The 19,982-nt window shown below is 72.5% G+C and carries 14 protein-coding genes; 10 read left to right on the plus strand and 4 right to left on the minus strand.

All coding sequences use genetic code 11. The features are described from left to right. The first annotated feature begins 151 nt into the window (after nt 1–151). From EF879_RS05460 to serA, 6 genes are all read left to right on the plus strand, one after another. Nucleotides 152–2,488 (plus strand): bifunctional diguanylate cyclase/phosphodiesterase, encoded by a 2,337-nt coding sequence (locus tag EF879_RS05460; RefSeq protein WP_233604255.1) that lies wholly within the window; start codon nt 152–154, stop codon nt 2,486–2,488. A 264-nt stretch (nt 2,489–2,752) separates the two neighbouring features. Continuing rightward, nucleotides 2,753–4,687 (plus strand): acetolactate synthase large subunit, encoded by a 1,935-nt coding sequence (locus EF879_RS05465; RefSeq protein WP_123555488.1) that lies wholly within the window; start codon nt 2,753–2,755, stop codon nt 4,685–4,687. A gap of 13 nt (nt 4,688–4,700) precedes the next feature. Beyond that, nucleotides 4,701–5,216, plus strand: a complete 516-nt coding sequence (gene ilvN / locus EF879_RS05470; RefSeq protein ID WP_123555490.1) for an acetolactate synthase small subunit — start codon at nt 4,701–4,703, stop codon at nt 5,214–5,216. Nucleotides 5,217–5,285: 69 nt separating this feature from the next. Continuing rightward, on the plus strand, nt 5,286–6,299 hold the full coding sequence (ilvC, locus tag EF879_RS05475) for a ketol-acid reductoisomerase (protein WP_123555492.1): 1,014 nt from the start codon (nt 5,286–5,288) through the stop codon (nt 6,297–6,299). A 297-nt stretch (nt 6,300–6,596) separates the two neighbouring features. Further along, a complete protein-coding gene (gene mpgS / locus EF879_RS05480; protein WP_123555495.1) occupies nt 6,597–7,841 on the plus strand; it encodes a mannosyl-3-phosphoglycerate synthase in 1,245 nt (414 codons plus the stop codon). Nucleotides 7,842–8,057: 216 nt separating this feature from the next. Then, nucleotides 8,058–9,659, plus strand: a complete 1,602-nt coding sequence (gene serA, locus EF879_RS05485) for a phosphoglycerate dehydrogenase (protein WP_123555497.1) — start codon at nt 8,058–8,060, stop codon at nt 9,657–9,659. 364 nt (nt 9,660–10,023) lie between these two features. Here serA and EF879_RS05490 read toward each other — a convergent pair whose 3' ends face one another. Further along, nucleotides 10,024–10,884, minus strand: a complete 861-nt coding sequence (locus tag EF879_RS05490; protein WP_123555499.1) for an FAD:protein FMN transferase — start codon at nt 10,882–10,884, stop codon at nt 10,024–10,026. A 250-nt stretch (nt 10,885–11,134) separates the two neighbouring features. Between EF879_RS05490 and EF879_RS05495 the strand changes: the two genes are divergently transcribed. Further along, on the plus strand, nt 11,135–12,166 hold the full coding sequence (locus EF879_RS05495) for a 3-isopropylmalate dehydrogenase (protein WP_123556760.1): 1,032 nt from the start codon (nt 11,135–11,137) through the stop codon (nt 12,164–12,166). Nucleotides 12,167–12,579: 413 nt separating this feature from the next. Further along, nucleotides 12,580–13,677 carry a branched-chain amino acid aminotransferase gene (locus EF879_RS05500; protein ID WP_123555501.1) on the plus strand — a complete coding sequence of 366 codons (1,098 nt, stop codon included), beginning with the start codon at nt 12,580–12,582 and terminating at the stop codon, nt 13,675–13,677. 91 nt (nt 13,678–13,768) lie between these two features. Here EF879_RS05500 and EF879_RS05505 read toward each other — a convergent pair whose 3' ends face one another. Next, nucleotides 13,769–14,506 carry a tyrosine-protein phosphatase gene (locus EF879_RS05505; protein WP_123556762.1) on the minus strand — a complete coding sequence of 246 codons (738 nt, stop codon included), beginning with the start codon at nt 14,504–14,506 and terminating at the stop codon, nt 13,769–13,771. A 334-nt stretch (nt 14,507–14,840) separates the two neighbouring features. Here EF879_RS05505 and cimA point away from each other — a divergent pair, with 334 nt between their 5' ends. Both cimA and EF879_RS05515 read left to right on the plus strand, forming a co-directional pair. Beyond that, the gene (cimA, locus tag EF879_RS05510; protein ID WP_123555503.1) at nt 14,841–16,430 is read left to right on the plus strand and encodes a citramalate synthase; all 1,590 of its coding nucleotides are present in this window, start codon (nt 14,841–14,843) and stop codon (nt 16,428–16,430) included. A 568-nt stretch (nt 16,431–16,998) separates the two neighbouring features. Then, nucleotides 16,999–17,508 carry a hypothetical protein gene (locus EF879_RS05515; protein ID WP_123555506.1) on the plus strand — a complete coding sequence of 170 codons (510 nt, stop codon included), beginning with the start codon at nt 16,999–17,001 and terminating at the stop codon, nt 17,506–17,508. 153 nt (nt 17,509–17,661) lie between these two features. Here EF879_RS05515 and EF879_RS05520 read toward each other — a convergent pair whose 3' ends face one another. Next, entirely contained in the window at nt 17,662–18,648 is a 987-nt protein-coding gene (locus EF879_RS05520) for an endonuclease/exonuclease/phosphatase family protein (RefSeq protein ID WP_370375463.1), read from the minus strand. A gap of 118 nt (nt 18,649–18,766) precedes the next feature. Then, entirely contained in the window at nt 18,767–19,951 is a 1,185-nt protein-coding gene (locus tag EF879_RS05525) for a hypothetical protein (protein WP_123555510.1), read from the minus strand. Nucleotides 19,952–19,982 lie beyond the last annotated feature (31 nt).

Genomic DNA, 19,982 nt, shown 5'->3' on the forward strand with positions numbered 1-19,982 from the left:
GCGGGGGGTCGACTGTGCCGAGGTCGACGACGGTGGTGGGCCGCCGATCGACCCGATCGTCCCGGACACCCGAATCGGCGCTCTTCGCCCCACGACGAGGATCACCCGGGGCCCTCCCCACGGAAGGGGAACGGTCCGGCAGAGTGAAGCTGTGCACGGCGCCTTCGATGTCCCGGTCCTCGCGGTGGTGCTCGGTCTCGCCGCCGCCAGCGGCCCGGTGCTGCTCGCGACCACCGCCCGACGGCACACCGGACCCCGCCGGGTCGGGCAGTGGCTGCTCGCGGCCGGCGGCACGCTGGTGGCCGCCGCCACCGTGGTCGGGCTCGTCGGCGTCCTCACCGTCCCGCACGACGCCCATCCGTCGGCCCCGCGCGCGGACCTCGCCACGCTGGTCGCGGTCGGCGTGACGCTCGGCGGGCTGCTGCTCTGCGCCGGTCTGCTCCGGCTGCCGGGGGCGGCGCACGACGGCCCCGCCGCGCTGCGGCTGGTGCTGGACGGGCTCGTCATCGGCGCGGCGCTCTGGTTCGTCGGCTGGGTGCTGGTGGCCGAGCCCACCCGGCTGCTCGGGGCGTACACGCCGGAGGGTTGCCTGGCGATCGTGCTGACCACGGTGACCCTGGCGGTGGCGGCCGGGCTGACCTTCATCGTCGGGGTGCGGTCCTCGTCGCCCCGGCACGGCCTGGTGCTGGCGGGCGGAGGTGTGACCCTGGTGACCGGGTGCGGCCTGACCGTGGCGGCCGGGGTCTGCCGCTCGGTGCCGGGGGTCGCCGTCTTCGGCGCCGCGCTCCTGCCGTTCGGTCTGCTGGTGGTGATCCTGGCCAGCCGGGCACCGGACCCGTCGGACGACGGACCGGACGGGGACGTCATCCGACGGGGGACCGCGTACGCCTTCCTGCCGATGGTCGCGATGGCCGTCTCCGCCGTCTACCACCTCGTCGTGGGCGGCACGTTCACCCTCGTCGCCGTCGTGGCCGGCATCGTGGAGGGGTTCGGCCTGGTGACCCGCCAGTACCTGGCGCTCAACGACGTACGCGGCTACGCCGGCCGCCTCGCCGAGCGGGAGGCGCACTTCCGGGAGCTGGCGCACACCGACCCGCTGACCAGGCTGGCCAACCGCCGGGGGCTGCTGCGGGCGTTGCAGCAGCAACAGGCCACCAACACTCCCTACGTGCTGCTCGGGCTCGATCTCGACGGTTTCAAGAACATCAACGACGTGCGGGGGCACGACGTCGGTGACGCGGTGCTGGTCGAGGTGGGGCGCCGACTGCGCAGCAACCTCCGCCCCGGCGACCTGGCCGCCCGCCTCGGCGGGGACGAGTTCGCGGTGCTGATGCAGGCCCGCCCGGCCGAGGCGGAGCGGGTCGCCGAGCGGCTGCTCGGGGTGGTCGGTGCGCCGTACCACGACAGCGCCGGGGAGGTCTTCCTGTCCGTGAGCATCGGGGTGGCCGACCACGCGGACGCGGCGGACGTCGAGACCCTGCTGCGCAACGCCGACCTGGCGCTGCGCTACGCCAAGCAGCGGGGGAAGAACCGCGTCGAGCGGTACGACGTCGCCTACGACCGGCTGCTGCGCCGCCGGACGATCCTGGAGCACGAGCTGCGCGGCGCGATCGAGCGCGACGAGCTGAGCCTGGCGTTCCAGCCCGTGGTGGCGATTCCCTCGATTCGCCCGGTCGGCGCGGAGGCGCTGCTGCGCTGGCGCCACCCCGAGCTGGGCAACGTCCGCCCCGACGAGTTCATCCCGCTGGCCGAGGAGTGCGGGATGATCGGCAAGCTCGGTTCCTGGGTGCTGCACCAGGCCTGCCACCAGCTCTCCATCTGGCTCGCCGACGGTCACGACGTCTGGGTGTCGGTCAACGTCTCGCCCCGGGAACTGCACGCCCGGGAGTACGTCAGCCAGGTCACCCAGGCGCTGCGGGCGCACCGGGTCCCGCCGCAGCGGTTGGTGCTGGAGATCACCGAGCACGCGGTGGCGACCGACCTGGACGAGCTGATCCGCCGCCTCGCGGCGCTCCGGGCCACCGGGGTACGGATCGCCCTGGACGACTTCGGCGCCGGCTACTCCTCGCTGGGACAGCTACGGCGGTTGCCGATCGATATTCTCAAGATCGACCACAGCCTGGTCGCCGGTCCGGAGCCGGTCCGGGTGCCGAACGGGGAGGGCCGGTTCGTCGCCCCGATGGTCGACGTGGTGGTCCGCCTCGGCCACCAGCTCGGGCTGAAGGTGATCGCCGAGGGGGTGACCAACCCGACGGAGCTGGCCGCCGTGGTGGAGGCCGGCTGCCGGTTCGGGCAGGGGCAGCTCTTCGGCTGGGGCGTACCGGCCGAGCACCTGGAGGCGATGCTGGAGGCGGCCACCTCGCCGGGGGCCCGGATCCCGGTGCCGCGTACCCCAGGGGACAGCCCGGCCCCGCCCGCCGGCCCGGGCTCGTCGTCTGCCCAGAATGCGGGATCAGTTGACTCAGCGCGTGAGATACGTCAGGCTTGACCCCATGTCGCCGACCAGGTCCTTCCGAGTACTTATCTGAGCGCACTCTCGGATCCGAGAGTGCGCAGGCCCCGTGCATCAGCACGTGGGCCGTTTTTGTTGGCCAATTACGTCGTTGGCAGGGCGGGCCACCGCGTGTGGCGGACCGCTCCTGCCACCGGACGGCCCAGTCACGCCCCGGCGGAACGTCCGCCCGCGCGGCCGTGCCCCGCGCCGACCACCAGACTTCAAGATCGCTGCTCCGAGCCGAAGGCCTGAATAGCCATGACGAGACCCACACCAGAGACCCTGGCCAACAGCGTGCGCCGGCACCGGCCCGCCGTGGTCGAGGGTGATCCCTCCGACCAGCATCACCGTCGACCCCGGGCCGGCGCGGCCGGCGACCCGGGCGCGCCGCTCGCCGAGTCACCGGCCCGCACCTCCGCCGTCGGCGGCCGGGCGGTGGCGCCGGTCGCGGTCACCGGCGCCGGCGCGCTGGTGAAGTCGCTGGAGGCGCTCGGGGTCGAGGTCGCGTTCGGTATCCCGGGCGGCGCCATCCTGCCGGCGTACGACCCGCTCTACGACTCGTCGATGCGGCACATCCTGGTCCGTCACGAGCAGGGCGCCGGACACGCCGCGACCGGGTACGCCCAGGCGACCGGCAAGGTGGGGGTCTGCATCGCCACGTCCGGGCCCGGCGCGACCAACCTCGTGACCCCGATCGCCGACGCGTACATGGACTCGGTGCCGATCGTGGCGATCACCGGCCAGGTCGCCAGGCCGATGATCGGCTCGGACGCCTTCCAGGAGGCCGACATCCAGGGGATCACCCTGCCGATCACCAAGCACAACTACCTGATCCAGACGGCGGACGAGATCCCCCGGGTCCTGGCCGAGGCGTTCCACCTGGCGGCGACCGGCCGGCCCGGGCCGGTGCTGGTCGACATCCCCAAGGACGTCCTCCAGGCGCAGACCACCTTCAGCTGGCCGCCGACCCTCGAACTGCCCGGCTACCGGCCCACCCTGCACCCGCACGGCAAGCAGATCCGGGAGGCGGCCCGGCTGATGACCACCGCCCGGCGTCCGGTGCTGTACGTCGGCGGTGGTGTGCTGAAGGCCGGCGCCACCGAGGGGCTGCGCCAGCTGGCGGAGCTGACCGGGATCCCGGTGGTCACCACCCTGATGGCCCGGGGCGCCTTCCCGGACTCGCACCCGCAGCACCTCGGCATGCCGGGCATGCACGGCACCGTGGCCGCGGTCTACGCGCTGCAGAAGGCGGACCTGATCGTGGCGCTCGGCGCCCGGTTCGACGACCGGGTCACCGGCCGGCTCGACTCCTTCGCCCCGGGGGCGGCGGTGGTGCACGCCGACATCGACCCGGCCGAGATCGGCAAGAACCGCGCGGCGGACGTGCCGATCGTCGGCGACGCCCGGTACGTCATCGACGAGCTGATCGAGGCGATCCGGGCGGCCACCAGCGGTCAGCCCGGCGGGACCGCCGACCGTACGGAGTGGTGGGCGCAACTGAACGACCTGCGCAAACGCTATCCGCTCGGGTACGACGAGCCGACCGACGGCACCCTCGCCCCGCAGTACGTCATCGAGCGGCTGGGCGCGATCGTCGGCCCGGACGCGATCTACGTGGCCGGGGTGGGCCAGCACCAGATGTGGGCCTCCCAGTTCATCTCGTACGAGAAGCCGTACACCTGGCTGAACTCCGGCGGCCTCGGCACCATGGGGTACGCCGTGCCGGCGGCGATGGGCGCGAAGGTCGGCAAGCCGGAGACCACGGTCTGGGCGATCGACGGCGACGGCTGCTTCCAGATGACCAACCAGGAGCTGGCGACCTGCGCCCTGGAGGGGATCCCGATCAAGGTTGCCGTGATCAACAACGGCAACCTCGGCATGGTCCGGCAGTGGCAGACGCTCTTCTACGGTGAGCGCTACTCCAACACCGAACTCGGCACCCACAAGCACCGGATCCCGGACTTCGTGAAGCTGGCCGAGGCGCTGGGCTGCGTCGGGCTGCGTTGCGAGAGCAAGGCCGACGTGGACCGGACCATCAAGGCCGCGATGGAGATCAACGACGCGCCGGTGGTCGTCGACTTCGTGGTCGGCAAGGACGCGATGGTCTGGCCGATGGTCGCCGCCGGCACCAGCAACGACGAGATCATGTTCGCCCGCGGGGTCCGCCCGACCTTCGACGACGACGAGCTGTGAGGGCTGCGAAGAGATGAGCAAGCACACCCTGTCCGTGCTGGTGGAGAACAAGCCCGGGGTCCTGGCCCGGGTGAGTGGTCTCTTCTCCCGCCGCGGGTTCAACATCGACTCGCTCGCGGTCGGGGAGACCGAGATCCCGGAGATCTCCCGGATCACCATCGTGGTCAACGCCGAGACCTCGCCGTTGGAGCAGGTGACCAAGCAGCTCAACAAGCTGGTCAACGTGCTGAAGATCGTCGAGCTGGACCCGGCGGTCTCGGTCGCCCGGGAGCTGCTGCTGGTCAAGGTCCGGGCCGACCGGACGCAGCGCTCCCAGGTGCTGGAGACGGTGAACCTGTTCCGCGCCCGGGTGGTCGACGTCGCACCGGACACCCTCACGATCGAGGCGACCGGTACCGCTGACAAGCTGGACGCGCTGCTGCGCGATCTCGAACCGTTCGGAATCAAGGAAATGGTGCAGTCGGGCCTGGTGGCCATCGGGCGGGGGTCCCGGTCGATCACCACCGGCGCGGCGCTGCGGGCGGCCTGAGCGGGCCGGTGCCGTACACCGCAATCAACGTCGGCGGACCATGTCAGGCCGCTGCAGGAAAGGACAGTCATGACCGTTGAGGTGTTCTACGACGACGACGCCGACCTGTCGCTCATCCAGGGCAAGAAGGTCGCGGTGCTCGGCTACGGCAGCCAGGGCCACGCCCACGCGCTGTCGCTGCGCGACTCGGGTGTCGAGGTCGTGATCGGCCTCCCGGAGGGGTCGAAGAGCCGGCCCAAGGCCGAGGAGCAGGGGCTGCGGGTGCTGACCCCGGCCGAGGCGTCCGCCGAGGCTGATGTGATCATGCTGCTGGCGCCGGACACCGTGCAGCGCGCGCTCTACGCGGAGGCGATCGCACCGCACCTGACCGCGGGAAAGGCGCTGTTCTTCGCCCACGGCTTCAACATCCGGTACGGCTTCATCACGCCCCCCGCCGAGGTGGACGTGGCGATGGTCGCGCCGAAGGGCCCGGGTCACCTGGTCCGCCGCCAGTACGTCGACGGCAAGGGCGTCCCGTGCCTGGTCGCGGTGGAGCAGGACGCCACCGGCACGGCGTTCCCGCTGGCGCTGGCGTACGCCAAGGCGATCGGCGGCACCCGTGCCGGCGCGATCCGTACCACCTTCAAGGACGAGACCGAGAGCGACCTCTTCGGCGAGCAGGCGGTCCTCTGCGGTGGGGTCTCGGCGCTGGTGCAGGCCGGTTTCGAGGTCCTCACCGAGGCCGGCTACGCGCCGGAGATCGCCTACTTCGAGTGCCTGCACGAGCTGAAGCTGATCGTCGACCTGATGTACGAGGGCGGCATCGCCCGGATGCGGTACAGCGTCTCCGACACCGCCGAGTACGGCGACTACTCGCGCGGCCCGCGGGTGGTGGACGCGCGGGTCAAGGAGGAGATGCGCAAGATCCTCGCCGAGGTCCAGTCGGGTGAGTTCGCCCGGGAGTGGATCGCCGAGGACGACGCGGGTCGGCCGAACTTCACCAAGTGGCGGGCCGAGGCGGCGGCGCACCCGATCGAGGAGACCGGCAAGAAGCTGCGCGGCATGATGAGCTGGGTGGACCGCCCGATCACCGAGACCGCCTGAGCGCGGGCGTTCCGGCCCGAGTCACGGGTGCGGCCGGAGCCGGGGCCACGGCCCCGGCTCCGGCCGGCGTTCGTGGCCCGGTGCCCGCCGCCGGGTCCGGTTTTCCACGCGTCGACCCTGGCCCGGGCGGGGAGGGAGCGCGGCGGGCGCGCCGACCGGTACCCCGGCGCCGGGGCGGGGTCGCGCACGTTACCGGATCATTGCCGGTCGGTGTCCGGTGATCGCCGTCACCGTCAGCGGCGGGAAATGCGTGGTGGTTACGGGCCGTTAGCGCGCGGGCTCGGGTAGGGTCGCCGCATGCGACTGGAGCTATCGCACCGTACTGAGCGTTTCGGCGCCGTTCGCATCCACGAACTTCAGCGCGTCATACAGTTGGACTCGGGTGATGCCACCGGGGCAACCGGTGACGGCATAGTCACGCAGGCCGCGATGCGCGCGATCGAGCGGCAGATGGTCATCGTCATTCCCTGCATGAATGAGACACGCAGAGTAATCGAGGGCGTGCTCTCGGGGATACCGCACGACTGTCTGATCGTGCTCGTCTCGAACAGCGCTCGCCAGCCGGTCGATCGGTACGAGATCGAGGCGCAGACGCTGGAGCAGTTCTGCCGGGCCGCCGAGCGGCCGGCGATCATCGTGCACCAGCGGGATCCGGGGGTGGCCGCCGCGTTCAAGGCGGCCGGCATGCCGGAACTGATCGACGACGACGGTCTGGTCCGCACCGGCAAGGGCGAGGCGATGCTGATCGGCATGGCGGTGGCCGCGCTGACCGGTCGCACCTACCTCGGCTACATCGACGCCGACAACTACGTCCCCGGCGCCGTCCACGAGTACGTCAAGGTCTACGCCGCCGGTCTGCACCTGGCGGCCAACCCGTACGCGATGGTCCGGATCTCCTGGCACTCCAAGCCGAAGCTCCGGGACGGGCGGCTCTTCTTCAGCCGCCGCGGCCGTAGCTCCGAGATCACCAACGAGTTCCTCAACCGCCTGGTGGCGGAGTACTCCGGGTTCGGCACGGAGGTGATCGCGACCGGCAACGCCGGCGAGCACGCCCTCAGCCTCGACCTGGGGCTGCGGATGCGGCTGGCCGGCGGGTTCGCCGTGGAGCCGTTCGAGTTCGTGGAGCTGTTCGAGCAGTTCGGCGGCGTGCTCGACACCGCACATCCGGAGGTCATGGCGAGTTCGGTGCCGGTGCTGCAGATCGAGACCCGCAACCCGCACTTCCACGACAACAAGGGCGAGGAGCACGTCCAGGGCATGCGGATGCAGGCGCTGAACGTCCTCTACCACTCGCCGATCGCGCTGCCCCCGGTCCGGCAGGCGATTCTCGACTTCATGACCGCCCAGAACGCGCTCGCCCCGGGCGAGGAGCCGCCCCGGGAGCGGATCTACCCACCGGTCGGCTCGCTCGCCCTCGACCTGCTTCGGGAGAGCCTCGAGAACGAGGCGGACACCTTCCGCCAGCTCGGTTCCGCCACGCTGGTGGCCCGGCCACGGCCGCGCCCGTCCCTGGCGGAGCCGCAGGTGGTCACCTCGGCCTGAGCCGCGGCGACCTCGGCGACCACGGAGGGCGGAACGATCCGTGTCTCGCTGTGAGGGCACTCACGTGGGTCCCCGGCGCGGGCGGACAGCCCGACGCATACGATCGGCAGACAGGTGCGTCCGCACCGTGTAAGGACGACCGACTGGCGGAGCGCGGGACGCAGCGCGGCGCCCACGTGGCCGCAGACCTCGCCCGGACGACACATTCGAGGACCAATGACTCCCGTCGTACTGATCGCTGAAGAGCTCGCTCCCGCCGCCCTCGACGTGCTCGCGCACGACTTCGACGTACGCCACGTCGACGGCACCGACCGCCCCGCGCTGCTCAGCGCGCTCGCCGAGGCCGACGCGCTCATCGTGCGCAGCGCCACCCAGGTCGACGCCGAGGCCATCGCCGCGGCACCACGGCTCAAGGTGATCGCCCGGGCCGGCGTGGGGCTGGACAACGTCGAGGTGGCGGCGGCCACCGCCCGGGGCGTGATGGTGGTCAACGCCCCCACCTCGAACATCGTCTCCGCCGCGGAGCAGGCCGTCGCCCTGCTCCTCGCGGTCGCCCGCAACACCGCGAGCGCCAGCGCCGCCCTCAAGGCGGGGGAGTGGAAGCGGTCGAAGTACACCGGGGTCGAGATCCAGGGCAAGACGGTCGGCGTGGTCGGCCTCGGCCGGATCGGGGTCCTCTTCGCGCAGCGGATGGCGGCGTTCGGGACCCGGCTGATCGCGTACGACCCCTACGTGCAGCCCGCCCGCGCGGCGCAGCTCGGCGTCCGGCTGGTCGGGCTGGAGGAGCTGCTGCGGGAGAGCGACTTCATCTCGATCCACCTGCCGAAGACCCCGGAGACGGTCGGCCTGATCGGCGAGAAGGAGCTGGCTCTGGTCAAGCCCGGGGTCCGGATCATCAACGCGGCGCGGGGCGGTCTGATCGACGAGCAGGCCCTGGCCAACGCGATCGCCGAGGGTCGGGTCGCCGGTGCCGGGTTGGACGTCTACGCCAAGGAGCCCTGCACCGCCTCGCCCCTCTTCGCCTTCGACAACGTCGTCGCCACGCCCCACCTGGGCGCCTCGACCGTCGAGGCGCAGGACAAGGCCGGGCTCGCGGTGGCCCGCAGCGTGAAGCTCGCCCTCCAGGGCGAGTTCGTGCCGGACGCGGTCAACGTGCAGGCCGGCGGGGTGGTTGCCGAGGACGTCCGACCGCTGCTGCCGTTGGCGGAGAAGCTGGGCAAGGTCTTCACGGCGGTGGCCGGCGGGGTTGCCGCCAGCGTCACCGTCGAGGTCCGGGGCGAGATCGTCGCCAACGACGTCTCGGTGCTCAAGCTCGCCGCCACCAAGGGGATCTTCGCCTCGGTGGTCGAGGAGCAGGTGACGTACGTCAACGCGCCGCTGCTGGCCGCCGACCGTGGGGTCACGGTGGAGCTGACCACGCACGCGGAGACGACCGAGCACACGAACCTGGTGACCGTGCACGGGGCGCTGCCGGACGGCCGCACCGTCCGGGTCAGCGGCACCGTCGTGCACAGCGGTACCCGGGACGCCATCAGGCTGACCGAAGTGGACGGTTTCGACCTGGAGCTGGGCGCCGACGGCATCCTGCTCTTCTTCCGTTACGCCGACCGTCCCGGTGTGGTCGGCACCGTCGGCTCGATCCTCGGCGAGGCGGGCGTCAACATCGCCGCCATGCAGGTGGCCCGGCGGGAGGCGGGCGGTGAGGCGCTGATGACCCTCACCGTCGACTCGGCGGTCGCCGCGGACCTGCTCGGGTCGGCGGCGGACGCGATCGGCGCGGTGGCGGCGAGCGCGGCCGACCTGCGCGACGAGGTCTGACCGGCAGGGGCGGGTTTCACGGCGGCGCGATCGGCGGTGCCCCGCGGGGGACACCGCCACCGGCCCCGGTGGACACGCGGAACTGTGGCTCTTGCGAGGAATCACGTACGGTCGATAGCGTGTTGACGCGGATACCCGGCGAGTTCCTGGGCGCGGACTCGTCTTCGGGTGATGAGGCGTCGCGCCGGCCGGGCCATCAGCACCCCCGTGTGCGCGAGCCACGCGCACTCGTCGCTGATCGGCCCCCGCGGTCGTTGCCGAGACCGCGGGGGCCGATCGCGTGTCTTCGGCCGATCACCCGGACGGGACCGGCGCGGTGCTCCCCGAGCGCGGGCGCGGGTGGGGGCGGCGTCTCTCGGTTCGGTCAGCGCGCGGCGGCGAAGAGGACCCGGTAGCCGTCCGCGGTGGGGAACCAGTCGAGTCCGGCCCGGCCGGCGGCGAAGAGCGCGGTGGCGTAGCCGTCGGCGACGGCGAGGTCCGGGCCGATCACCGTCGCGGCGACCAGCCGGTTCGCCGGCTGTCCGGTGTGCGGGTCCACGACGTGGTCGCGACGGCCGGCGACCCCGGAGGTGCCGATCGCCCCCGAGGTCAGCTCCAGCAGCATCGGCGGGCGGTGCCCGTCGGTCGGGTGGTGTACGGCGATCCGCCACGGGCCGCCGTGCGGCGCGTGCCCGCGTACCGTCAGGTCGGCGCCGCAGACGACGGCGTAGTTCTCGACCCCGGCGGCGCGTAGCCGCGCCGCCGCCCGCTCGACCGCCCAGCCTCCGAGCAGGCCACCGGGGTCGAAGCCGCCGGGGACCGCCCAGGCGTCGAACCAGCCGTCGGTGGCGGCCCGCATCGCCGCGCACCGGGCCACGATGTCGGCCAACGGTGGGTACGCGTCGGCGCTGATCTCGCCCCGGCGCAGCCGCGACACCAGGCTGGCGGGTCGGGCCGGGCTGTAGGTCAGGTCGATCGCCCGCAACTCGGCGACCGCGTCGCGCAACGCCTCGCCGATCTCCCGCCGGCCGAGCGTGCCCGCGCCGTTGAGGATCATCGTGTACTCGGCGATCGAGGTCCGTACGGTGTGCCGGGCGACCACCCGGTCGGCCAGGCTCGTACCCGGTCGGTCGTGCCGCCGGCCGGCGCCCAGCCGCAGGTCCGGCCGACCTCGCCCGCCCGCGGGGGCCGGGAGTCCGCCCCGGCGGCGCTGACCGCGGCCCCGGCCGTTCCCCGGGACCCGCATGCCTGCCCCCTGGAACCTCATCTTCCCCCCTGGATCCAGATTCCCCGGCCGCCCCTCCGGCCCCCTGCGGCACACCATAGGGAGCGAAGATGGTTGCTCCATGAGTGCCACCTGAGAAGATCCTGAGTGTCCGGGGTTCCCATGAATGTCCCGGGGTTCTCAAATAGCGGGAGAGACGTACCGGGAAACGGGACGGTCCCTTAACGTTCCCTAGACACGAACGAGGCGGCAAAGGAGCTGGACAGTGGCGGTGGCCCGAATCGCGGTGGTGGCTGGTGACGGCATCGGGCCGGAGGTGGTCGCCGAGGCCCGCAAGGTGATCGACGCGGTGCTGCCCGGTGTCGAGGCCACCGAGTACGACCTCGGCGCGGCACGCTACCACCGGACCGGTGAGGTGCTGCCGGACTCGGTCCTCGCCGAGTTGGCCCAGCACGACGCCATCCTGCTCGGGGCGGTCGGTGATCCCAGTGTGCCGCCCGGGGTGCTGGAGCGTGGTTTGCTGCTCAGGCTCCGCTTCGACTTCGACCAGTACGTCAACCTCCGTCCCGCCCGGCTCTGGCCCGGCGTCACCGGTCCGCTGGCCAGCGTGAAGCCCGGTGAGATCGACCTGGTGGTGGTCCGGGAGGGCACGGAGGGGCTCTACGCCGGCGCCGGTGGCACGCTGCACCGGGACAGCCCGGCCGAGGTGGCGACGGAGGAGAGCCTGAACACCCGGCACGGCGTCGAGCGGGTGATCCGGGACGCCTTCGCCCGCGCCACGCGGCGCGAGCGGCGCAAGGTCACCCTGGTGCACAAGACCAACGTGCTGACCCACGCCGGCTCGCTCTGGTCCCGGACGTTCGCCGCGGTCGCGGCCGAGCACCCGGATGTCGAGACCGAGTACCAGCACGTCGACGCCGCCGCGATGTTCCTGGTCACCCAGCCGCAGCGGTACGACGTGGTGGTCACCGACAACCTGTTCGGCGACATCCTCACCGACATCGCCGCCGCCGTCACCGGCGGGATCGGCCTGGCCGCCAGCGGCAGCATCAACCCGGAGCGGATCCACCCGTCCATGTTCGAACCGGTGCACGGCTCCGCCCCGGACATCGCCGGCCAGGGCGTGGCGGACCCGGTCGCGGCGGTGCTCTCCGCCGCGCTGCTCCTCGACCACCTCGGCCACCCCGAGGCGGCTCGTCGAGTAACCGAGGCGGTCGCCGCCGAGCTGGCGTCCCGGGGTCCCAACTCGGTGCGGCGGACCGCCGAGATCGGCGACCGGATCGCCGCGCACGCGGCGGGCTGACCCCGGCGCGTCCGCTGCCGGGCGGGCCCGCCGAGACGTGGTCGGTCCAGACCGGGCCGGAGACTCCACCGGAGCCGGCCGGCCCGACGCTCACCGCGCGAGCCGGGCGGTGTCGCCGCAGGCCCCGCCCGCGCCGGGGCCGCGGCGTCGACGCGTGGTGGCGGACGAGTCCGGCACCCCGGGCGAGCACGACCGGCCCGGCGGGCGAGCGGCGGGGCCCGTCCGGCACCGATGGGCTGCGAATCCGTGGCACCGATGGCCGGCCGGACCGCCGGTTCTGGGTGAAGGCGCGGGTGGCGCCGTGGCCGACCGGAGGGTCGAGGTTGAACGACCGTTCGGGGTAAGTTGCAGACACGACTTCACTCCGGCACCCCCGACTTCGGGTGCCGGTTCCTTCCACGGAGGGCAGTGCGATGAGCGGTGGTGACAAGCTCGAATTCGAGATCCGTCCGAATCCTCAGCCGGTAGCCGCCGCCGAGCGCGAGGCGCTCCTGTCCAACCCGGGATTCGGCCGCATCTTCACCGACCACATGGTCACGATCCGGTACGTCGAGGGCAAGGGCTGGTACGACGCCCGGGTGGAGGCCCGGGCGCCGATCGCGATGGATCCGGCGAGCGCGGTGCTGCACTACGCCCAGGTGATCTTCGAGGGGCTGAAGGCGTACCACGCGGCCGACGGCGGGGTGACGCTGTTCCGGCCGGAGGCCAACGCGGCGCGGTTCGTCGAGTCCGCCCGCCGGATGGCGATGCCGCCGCTGCCGAAGCAGGCATTCCTCGACTCGCTCCGGCATCTGATCGAGATCGACCGGGCCTGGCTGCCGACCACCGAGGAGAGCAGCCTCTACCTGCGTCCGTTCATGTTCGCCAACGAGGTCTTCCTCGGGGTGCGCCCGGCGCACGAGTACCTCTTCCTGCTGATCGCGTCACCGGTCGGGTCGTACTTCGCCAAGGGCGTGCAGCCGGTGACGGTCTGGGTGTCGCCGACGTACACCCGGGCGGCGCCGGGCGGCACGGGCGCGGCCAAGTGCGGCGGCAACTACGCCGCCTCGCTGGCGGCCCAGGCCGAGGCGATCGAGCACGACTGCGACCAGGTCGTCTTCCTGGACGCGGTGCAGCGGCGGTACGTCGACGAACTCGGCGGGATGAACATCTTCTTCGTCTACGACGACGGCAGCCTGGTGACCCCGCCGCTCGGCGGGACGATCCTGCCCGGCATCACCCGCGACGCCCTGATCACCCTGGCCCGTCAGCAGGGTCGGACCGTGGTCGAGCGGCCGGTGGCGTTCGACGAGTGGCGGGCCGACGCCGCCAGCGGCCGACTGCGCGAGGTCTTCGCCTGCGGCACCGCGGCGGTGATCACGCCGATCGGCCGCGTGCGCTACCCGGACGGGGAGTTCACCATCGCCGACGGCACGCCCGGTGAGATCACCACCGGGTTGCGGCAGACCCTGGTGGACATCCAGCGGGGCCGGATCGAGGACGTCAACGGCTGGATCCACCGGATTCCGTGACCGCTCGGCCCGAGGCCGGGTCCACCCGGCCTCGGGCCGTCCCGGCAGCGATGCCCCGGCGGTCCGGGCCCGGTTCGGCGGCCGCCCGGGCTCAGTTCAGGAGGTGGGCGCGGAGCGCGTCGATCCGGCTCGGGTCGAGCCCGGCGCCGAGCAGGTACCGCTGGACCGAGCCGTGCCGGTCGCGCAGCTCGGTGAGGAAGAGCCGCATCGCCTCCGCCGGGCAGGCCAGGAACGGGGCCGGGACCGGGGTCGTGTCGGGCAGGATGGTCGCGAGCCACTCGCTGAGCCGCGCCGACGCCTCGGCGCTCAGCGCGTAGTCGGCGGCGATGGCGTCGTCGGCGACGCCGAGCAGCGACAGGGTCAGCGCGCAGACCACGCCGGTGCGGTCCTTGCCGGCCACGCAGTGCACCAGCAGCGGGGCGGCCGCGGCGTCGGCGATCACCTCGATCGCGGCGGCCAGTCCGGCCGCGCCGATCTCGGCCAGGTCGTGGTACCGGTCGGCCAGGTAGCGGGCCAGCCCGAGATCCTCGGTGTACGGCGTCTCCTCCCAGAGCGGATGCTCCGGGTGGATGTGTCGGTAGACCAGTCCGGCGTACTCCGGAATTCGACCGTCCCGGCTCACCTCGGAGGGGCGACGCAGGTCGACGACGGTGCGGATGCCGAGCGCGCGGAAGGCGGCCTGGTCGACGTCGTCCATCCGGTGCGGCGAGTCTGACCGGTAGAGGCGACCGCGGCGGACCGTCCGGCCGTCCAGCCCGGGCACCCCGCCCACGTCCCGGAAGTTGACGAGGGTCGTGAAGGTCGTCGCCGGTGCCGGTGCCACGTCCACCGCAACACCGTACTGCCCCGGGGCCGGTCGGCCGAGCGGGGAGGATCCCGGGTGCGCGCCGGCGCGGTGGTCGCCGGCTCCCGGGCGGAACGGATCGCCGGGGGAGTCCACGGCGGCGACGCCACCGGTCCCGCCATGTGGACTTTCCCTCCCACATCGCCGACGAAGGTGGCAGAGTACCGTCCGTGACCTGCTCCGCACTCATTATTGGCAGCTAGCGCGCCGGCAACCTCTCCGCCGAGCGCGCAGACCTCCCGCATCCGCGGGGGGTCGTTTTGTTTGTGGGGCGAGAGGGATCCGGAGCAGGGGCTGCGCCGCTCTCGAAGGGAAACAGATGACGTACCAGGTCTACGACACGACGCTGCGTGACGGTGCGCAGCGCGAGGGGATCAGCTACTCGGTCGTCGACAAGCTGGCGGTGGCCCGGCTGCTCGACGAGTTCGGCGTCGGCTTCATCGAGGGCGGCTGGCCGGGCGCGATGCCGAAGGACACCGAGTTCTTCCGGCGGGCCCGGACCGAGCTGGACCTGAAGCACGCGATCCTGGTGGCGTTCGGCTCGACCCGCAAGGCCGGGCTCGACGTCGCCGCCGATCCGCAGGTCCGCGCGCTGCTCGACGCCGAGACCCCGGCGGTGTGCCTGGTCGCCAAGTCCGATCTTCGGCACGTCGAGCGGGCGTTGCGCACCACCGCCGGGGAGAACCTGGCGATGGTCCGGGACACCGTGGCGTTCTTCGTCGCCGAGGGGCGGCGGGTCTTCCTCGACTGCGAGCACTTCTTCGATGGCTTCCGGTACGACCCGGGGTACACGGCCGCGGTGGTCGAGACGGCGCTGGCGGCCGGCGCCGAGGTCGCGGTCATGTGCGACACCAACGGCGGGATGCTGCCCTCCCAGGTCACCGCCGCCATCGGCGCGCTGATCGAGCGCATCGGCGTCGCACCGGAGCGGCTCGGCATCCACACCCAGAACGACACCGGGTGCGCGGTCGCGAACACGATCGCCGCCGTCGAGGCCGGAGTGCGGCACTTCCAGGGCACCGCCAACGGCTACGGCGAGCGGGCCGGCAACGCCGACCTCTTCACGGTCGTCGCCAACCTGCAACTCAAGCTCGGGCTGCCGGTCCTACCGGAGGGCTGCCTGGCGCAGATGGTGCGGGTCTCGCACGCCATCGCGGAGATCGCCAACATCGCCCCCGACACCCACCAGGCCTACGTCGGGGCCGCCGCCTTCGCCCACAAGGCGGGGCTGCACGCGAGCGCGATCAAGGTGGATCCGGTGCTCTACAACCACGTGGACCCCGGCGTGGTGGGGAACGACATGCGGATCCTGGTGACGGAGATGGCCGGCCGGGCCAGCATCGAGCTGAAGAGCCGGGAACTCGGCCTGGACCTGGCCGGCCATCCCGACGCCGCCACCCGGGTGACCAAGCGGGTGAAGGAGCTGGAGGCGGGGGGCTGGTCGTTCGAGGCCGCTGACGCGTCGTTCGAGCTGCTGGTCCGCAGCGAGCTGCCCGGACAGGGCGCCCCGCGGCCGTTCGCGCTGGAGTCGTACCGGGTCCTGGTCGAGCACCGCGAGGACGGCGCGGTGGTCTCGGAGGCGACCGTGAAGATCCGGGTACGCGGCGAGCGCGTGATCGCCACCGCCGAGGGGAACGGCCCGGTCAACGCCCTGGACGAGGCGCTGCGGGTGGCGCTGCTCCGGCACTACCCCGAGCTGCGCAACTTCGAACTCGCCGACTACAAGGTACGCATCCTGGAGGGGAGCCACGGCACCGGCGCGGTCACCCGGGTGCTGGTGGAGACCGCCGACCGTGACGGCCGCGACTGGACCACGGTCGGCGTCCACCCGAACGTGGTGGAGGCGAGCTGGCACGCGCTCGTCGACGCCCTCACCTACGGCGTCGCGCGGACCGCGGCGGAGGTCTGAACCGTCCGACGGCGAAGGGCGGACCGGACCGCACGGTGGTGTGACGGCCCCGCCTCCCGGCGCATCGAGCGCCCGGGGGCGGGGCCGTCGTCGTGTCGGACCATTGTGGCGCGTGCGCCGGCGGGGTACGTCAAAAGTGAACCGGAAATGTGAAAGACGAATTGTTCATCGCATTTCTTCGGTTCTTATCCCGGTGGTGACGCTGCGGCCCGTCACCGCCGGTTACGGTCCTCGACCGGGTGATACCGCTATTGACCTGCTCCTTTGTCAAATGCTATGTTTCCTCGTAGTTGTCGAGTGGCCACTCTGAGTAGTATCAGCTGGTAAAAGCAGCACTGATCGGCGCCGATCATGTGTCTTCCAGCGACCGTATTCCTGCACCGACTATTGGGCTCAGCCCTCGTTCTACCGACGAAACCTGGCGTGCGTGGGCCCTTCCGCATCCGCTGAAGCGGTCCGACGTCAATGTCGACCCGGTGGGACGTGGGTTGTATCGCCAGCGGCCATCAGACAACGCCGTCGCCGGCACGACCATCACCATTTCGGTCAAGAGGAAAGAGATGATGTCATGGCCAAGATCTTCGGGCGCAAGTCCCTCCTGCTCGCCGTCGGGGCGCTCGCGCTGACGCTCGTGGGCGGCGGCGTGGCCGTCGCCGCTCCGGACCCCGGCGTCGACCCCGGCGCGGTCCGGGTCGACGGCAGGGTGGTCCAGCAGCCACCGGTCACCCAGGCCGACATCGACGCGGCCAAGGCCGCGGCGGCGAAGGCCGGCCCCCAGCAGGCGAGTGCAACGCTCTTCGCGGTCGTCAGCGCCAACGGCGGCCTGATCCGGGGCGACGGAGCCGTCTCGGTGACGCTCCTCGGCCTCGGCCAGTACCAGGTGGTCTTCAACACCCCCGTCAACAACGGGGCGTTCGTCGGCACGATCGGGCTGACCGGCAGCGTCGGGGTCTCGCCATCCGGCCTGATCTCGGTGGTCGGTCGGACGAACCTGGCCCAGGGGGTCTTCGTGCAGACCTGGAACGCCGCCAACCAGCCGGCGAACCGGAGTTTCCACCTCGCCGTGTTCCTGCCCTGACGCCCTCCCCGACGTCGGCCTCCGCCTCCGCACCGAGGCGGGGGCCGACTCCCGTCCCGGCCCGGGCCGTGGACGCCCCAGCCCTTCCGATGCGGGCCCAGCCCCGCACGTCCGGGGCAGGGCCGGGGTTCAGCCCTCCTGGACAGGGCCGGCTCAGCCCTTCCGGGGCAGGGTCAGCTCGGCCAGCACCGGACGGTGGTCCGAACCGGGCAGCGGCCGGACCGCCACCCGGGTGACCGCGATCCGCGGGTCCACCAGGACGTGGTCGATGGTCACCGGCGGAATGAGGTCGCCGTCGTACGGGCCCCAGGTGCCGGTCAACCCGGCCCCGACCGCGGCGGCGGCGTCGACGTACCCCGTGTCGAGCAGGTCCCGCAGCGGTGCGTGGTCAAGGGTGGCGTTGAAGTCCCCGGCCAGGATCCGCAGCGGGCCGTCCGGCGAGGCAGGCGGCTGGGCCGCCAGGTCGGCACGCCAGTCCGGGAGCGTGCTCAGGGCCGAGGGTGCGAGCGGGTGCACCGACTCGACCAGCACCGGCGGGGCACCCTCCGGCCACACCGTCGCGTACGCCTGGGTGAAGCCGCCGCCGTTGCGCCGGACCCCGCCGTCGCTGAGCGGAAACCGGGAGTAGAGCGCCGATCCGGTGGTCCCCGGCTCCGGGTTGAGCTGCCGGTACGGCAGCAGGGCTGCCAGGCCCATCCGGTCGAGTGCCGCCTCCGCGTTCGGGGTGAACTCCTGCACCGCCAGCACGTCGACCCGGTGGCTCCGGACCAGGGCGACCAGCGCCCCCGGATCCGCCGCCCCGGCGAGCAGGTTCGCGGTGAGCACCCGCAACGGCGGGCCGCCCGGGGCCGGCTGCGGATCGGGCAGGGCCCGCGGCGCGACGAGACCAACCAGGGTCACCGCGGTCAGCGCCGCCACCCCCGCCGCCCACCAGCGCCGCAGGGCGAGGGCGAGCCCGAGCGGCAGCAGGGCCCAGGCGGCCACGTACGGGGTGAAGGCGATCAGTTGCACGGCCGGTCCCCGCTCCAGCCCGGCCACCCGGACCGCGGCCCAGGCCAGGCCCGGTACGACCAGCAGCCAGCAGAGTCCGGTCAGCCACCGTGCCGGGGCCCGACGCGTCCGGGGCGCCGGATCGGCCACTGGGCCGGGGACAAGATCCGCGGTGGTCATGCCGGAAGGCTAGCCGTCCGATGTGGAGAACGTGTGGCGGAAGCGTGTACGTCCGGCGCGGCAGCGACCGGGTCGGCGTCGACGGCGGTCAGCTGCCGCTCAACACCCCGGTCAGCGCGTCGTACCGGTAAACCGTGGTGCGGTGTGGGGCCGTCGAGCCGGCGTCCCGGACCTGCACCACCAGGACGCCGATCTTCACGTCGTCCCGGGTGGCGAACGACCGCCACGGCACCCCGGCCCGGGCGACGTCGACGCTGTGCCCGAAGTTCCCGTCCGGGGCGGTGATCGAGTAACGCGGACCCACCGCCGGCGCGATGTCGAGCCCGCCGTCGGCGCGGATGGTGAGCGTGACCAGCAGGGTGCCGTCCGGGGCGTGGATCCGGGCCGGTTCGCCCGCCCGGAAGGCGCGCCGGCCCGCACCCTGGACGTCCATGCCGTTGTAGAACGTGCCGCCGCGCTCGTCGACCCAGAAGTGCGGGACCTGGGCCCGCGGCGCGCCGTGGTCGCGGCCCGGATAGTAGGCGAGATGCCAGTGCGGCGGATTGTCCGGGTGCAGGGGGTTGTTCGTCTCGAAGCCCATCAGCGAGAAGAAGTGGCCCCGGCGCCGGGCCTCGGCGATCAGTCCCGAATCCCGGAGCACCGCCTCGGCGGCGACCATCCAGTTGACGACGGCGGTGGCCTGCACCGCCGGCCACGGCCCGCCGGCCCAGGGGCCCACCGCCCGGTCCGGGTCGTTGTGCTCGATCCGCCAGAGCAGTCCACTCGCCGTCGACCGGCTGAGCATGCTCCAGACCTGGAGGGTCGCCTGGTTGGCGTCGGGTGACGACCAGACGACCGGGACCACCACGGTCACCCGGTGTGGGGCGCCGGCGTGCCGGTGGAGCGCGAGCCGGGTGTCGGCGGCGACCACGGATCCGACGGACGCCTCGGGCCAGTCGATGGTGACCGGGATGCCCCGCTCGCTGCGGGGCCCCCTGATGAAGGCGGTGAACTCACTCCGGCTCGCCGCCCGGTGCCGGTCGCCGGCGAGCAGGCGGTAGCCCGGAGGCAGGGTGATCCGCGGAGTGCTCGGCGCGCCCGGGACCGCCCGGACGACCCGGATGCCGGCGTAGTGCGGCGCGGGCGCGGTGTCCGGCGCGGCGACCGCGGCCGCCCCGCCCGGGAGGAAGCCGGGCCGACCCGGGATGGCGCCGACGACGTCGGCCCCGGTCGCTCCCGCCACCCCGATCGATGCCGCCACCAGCAGGTTCGCCAGCGACCGTCGAAACCGCACCCGGCCTCCCCGTTTCGACCCGTCCCGCCCC

This window comes from Micromonospora sp. HM5-17 (assembly GCF_003762835.1).
GTDB lineage: Bacteria > Actinomycetota > Actinomycetes > Mycobacteriales > Micromonosporaceae > Plantactinospora.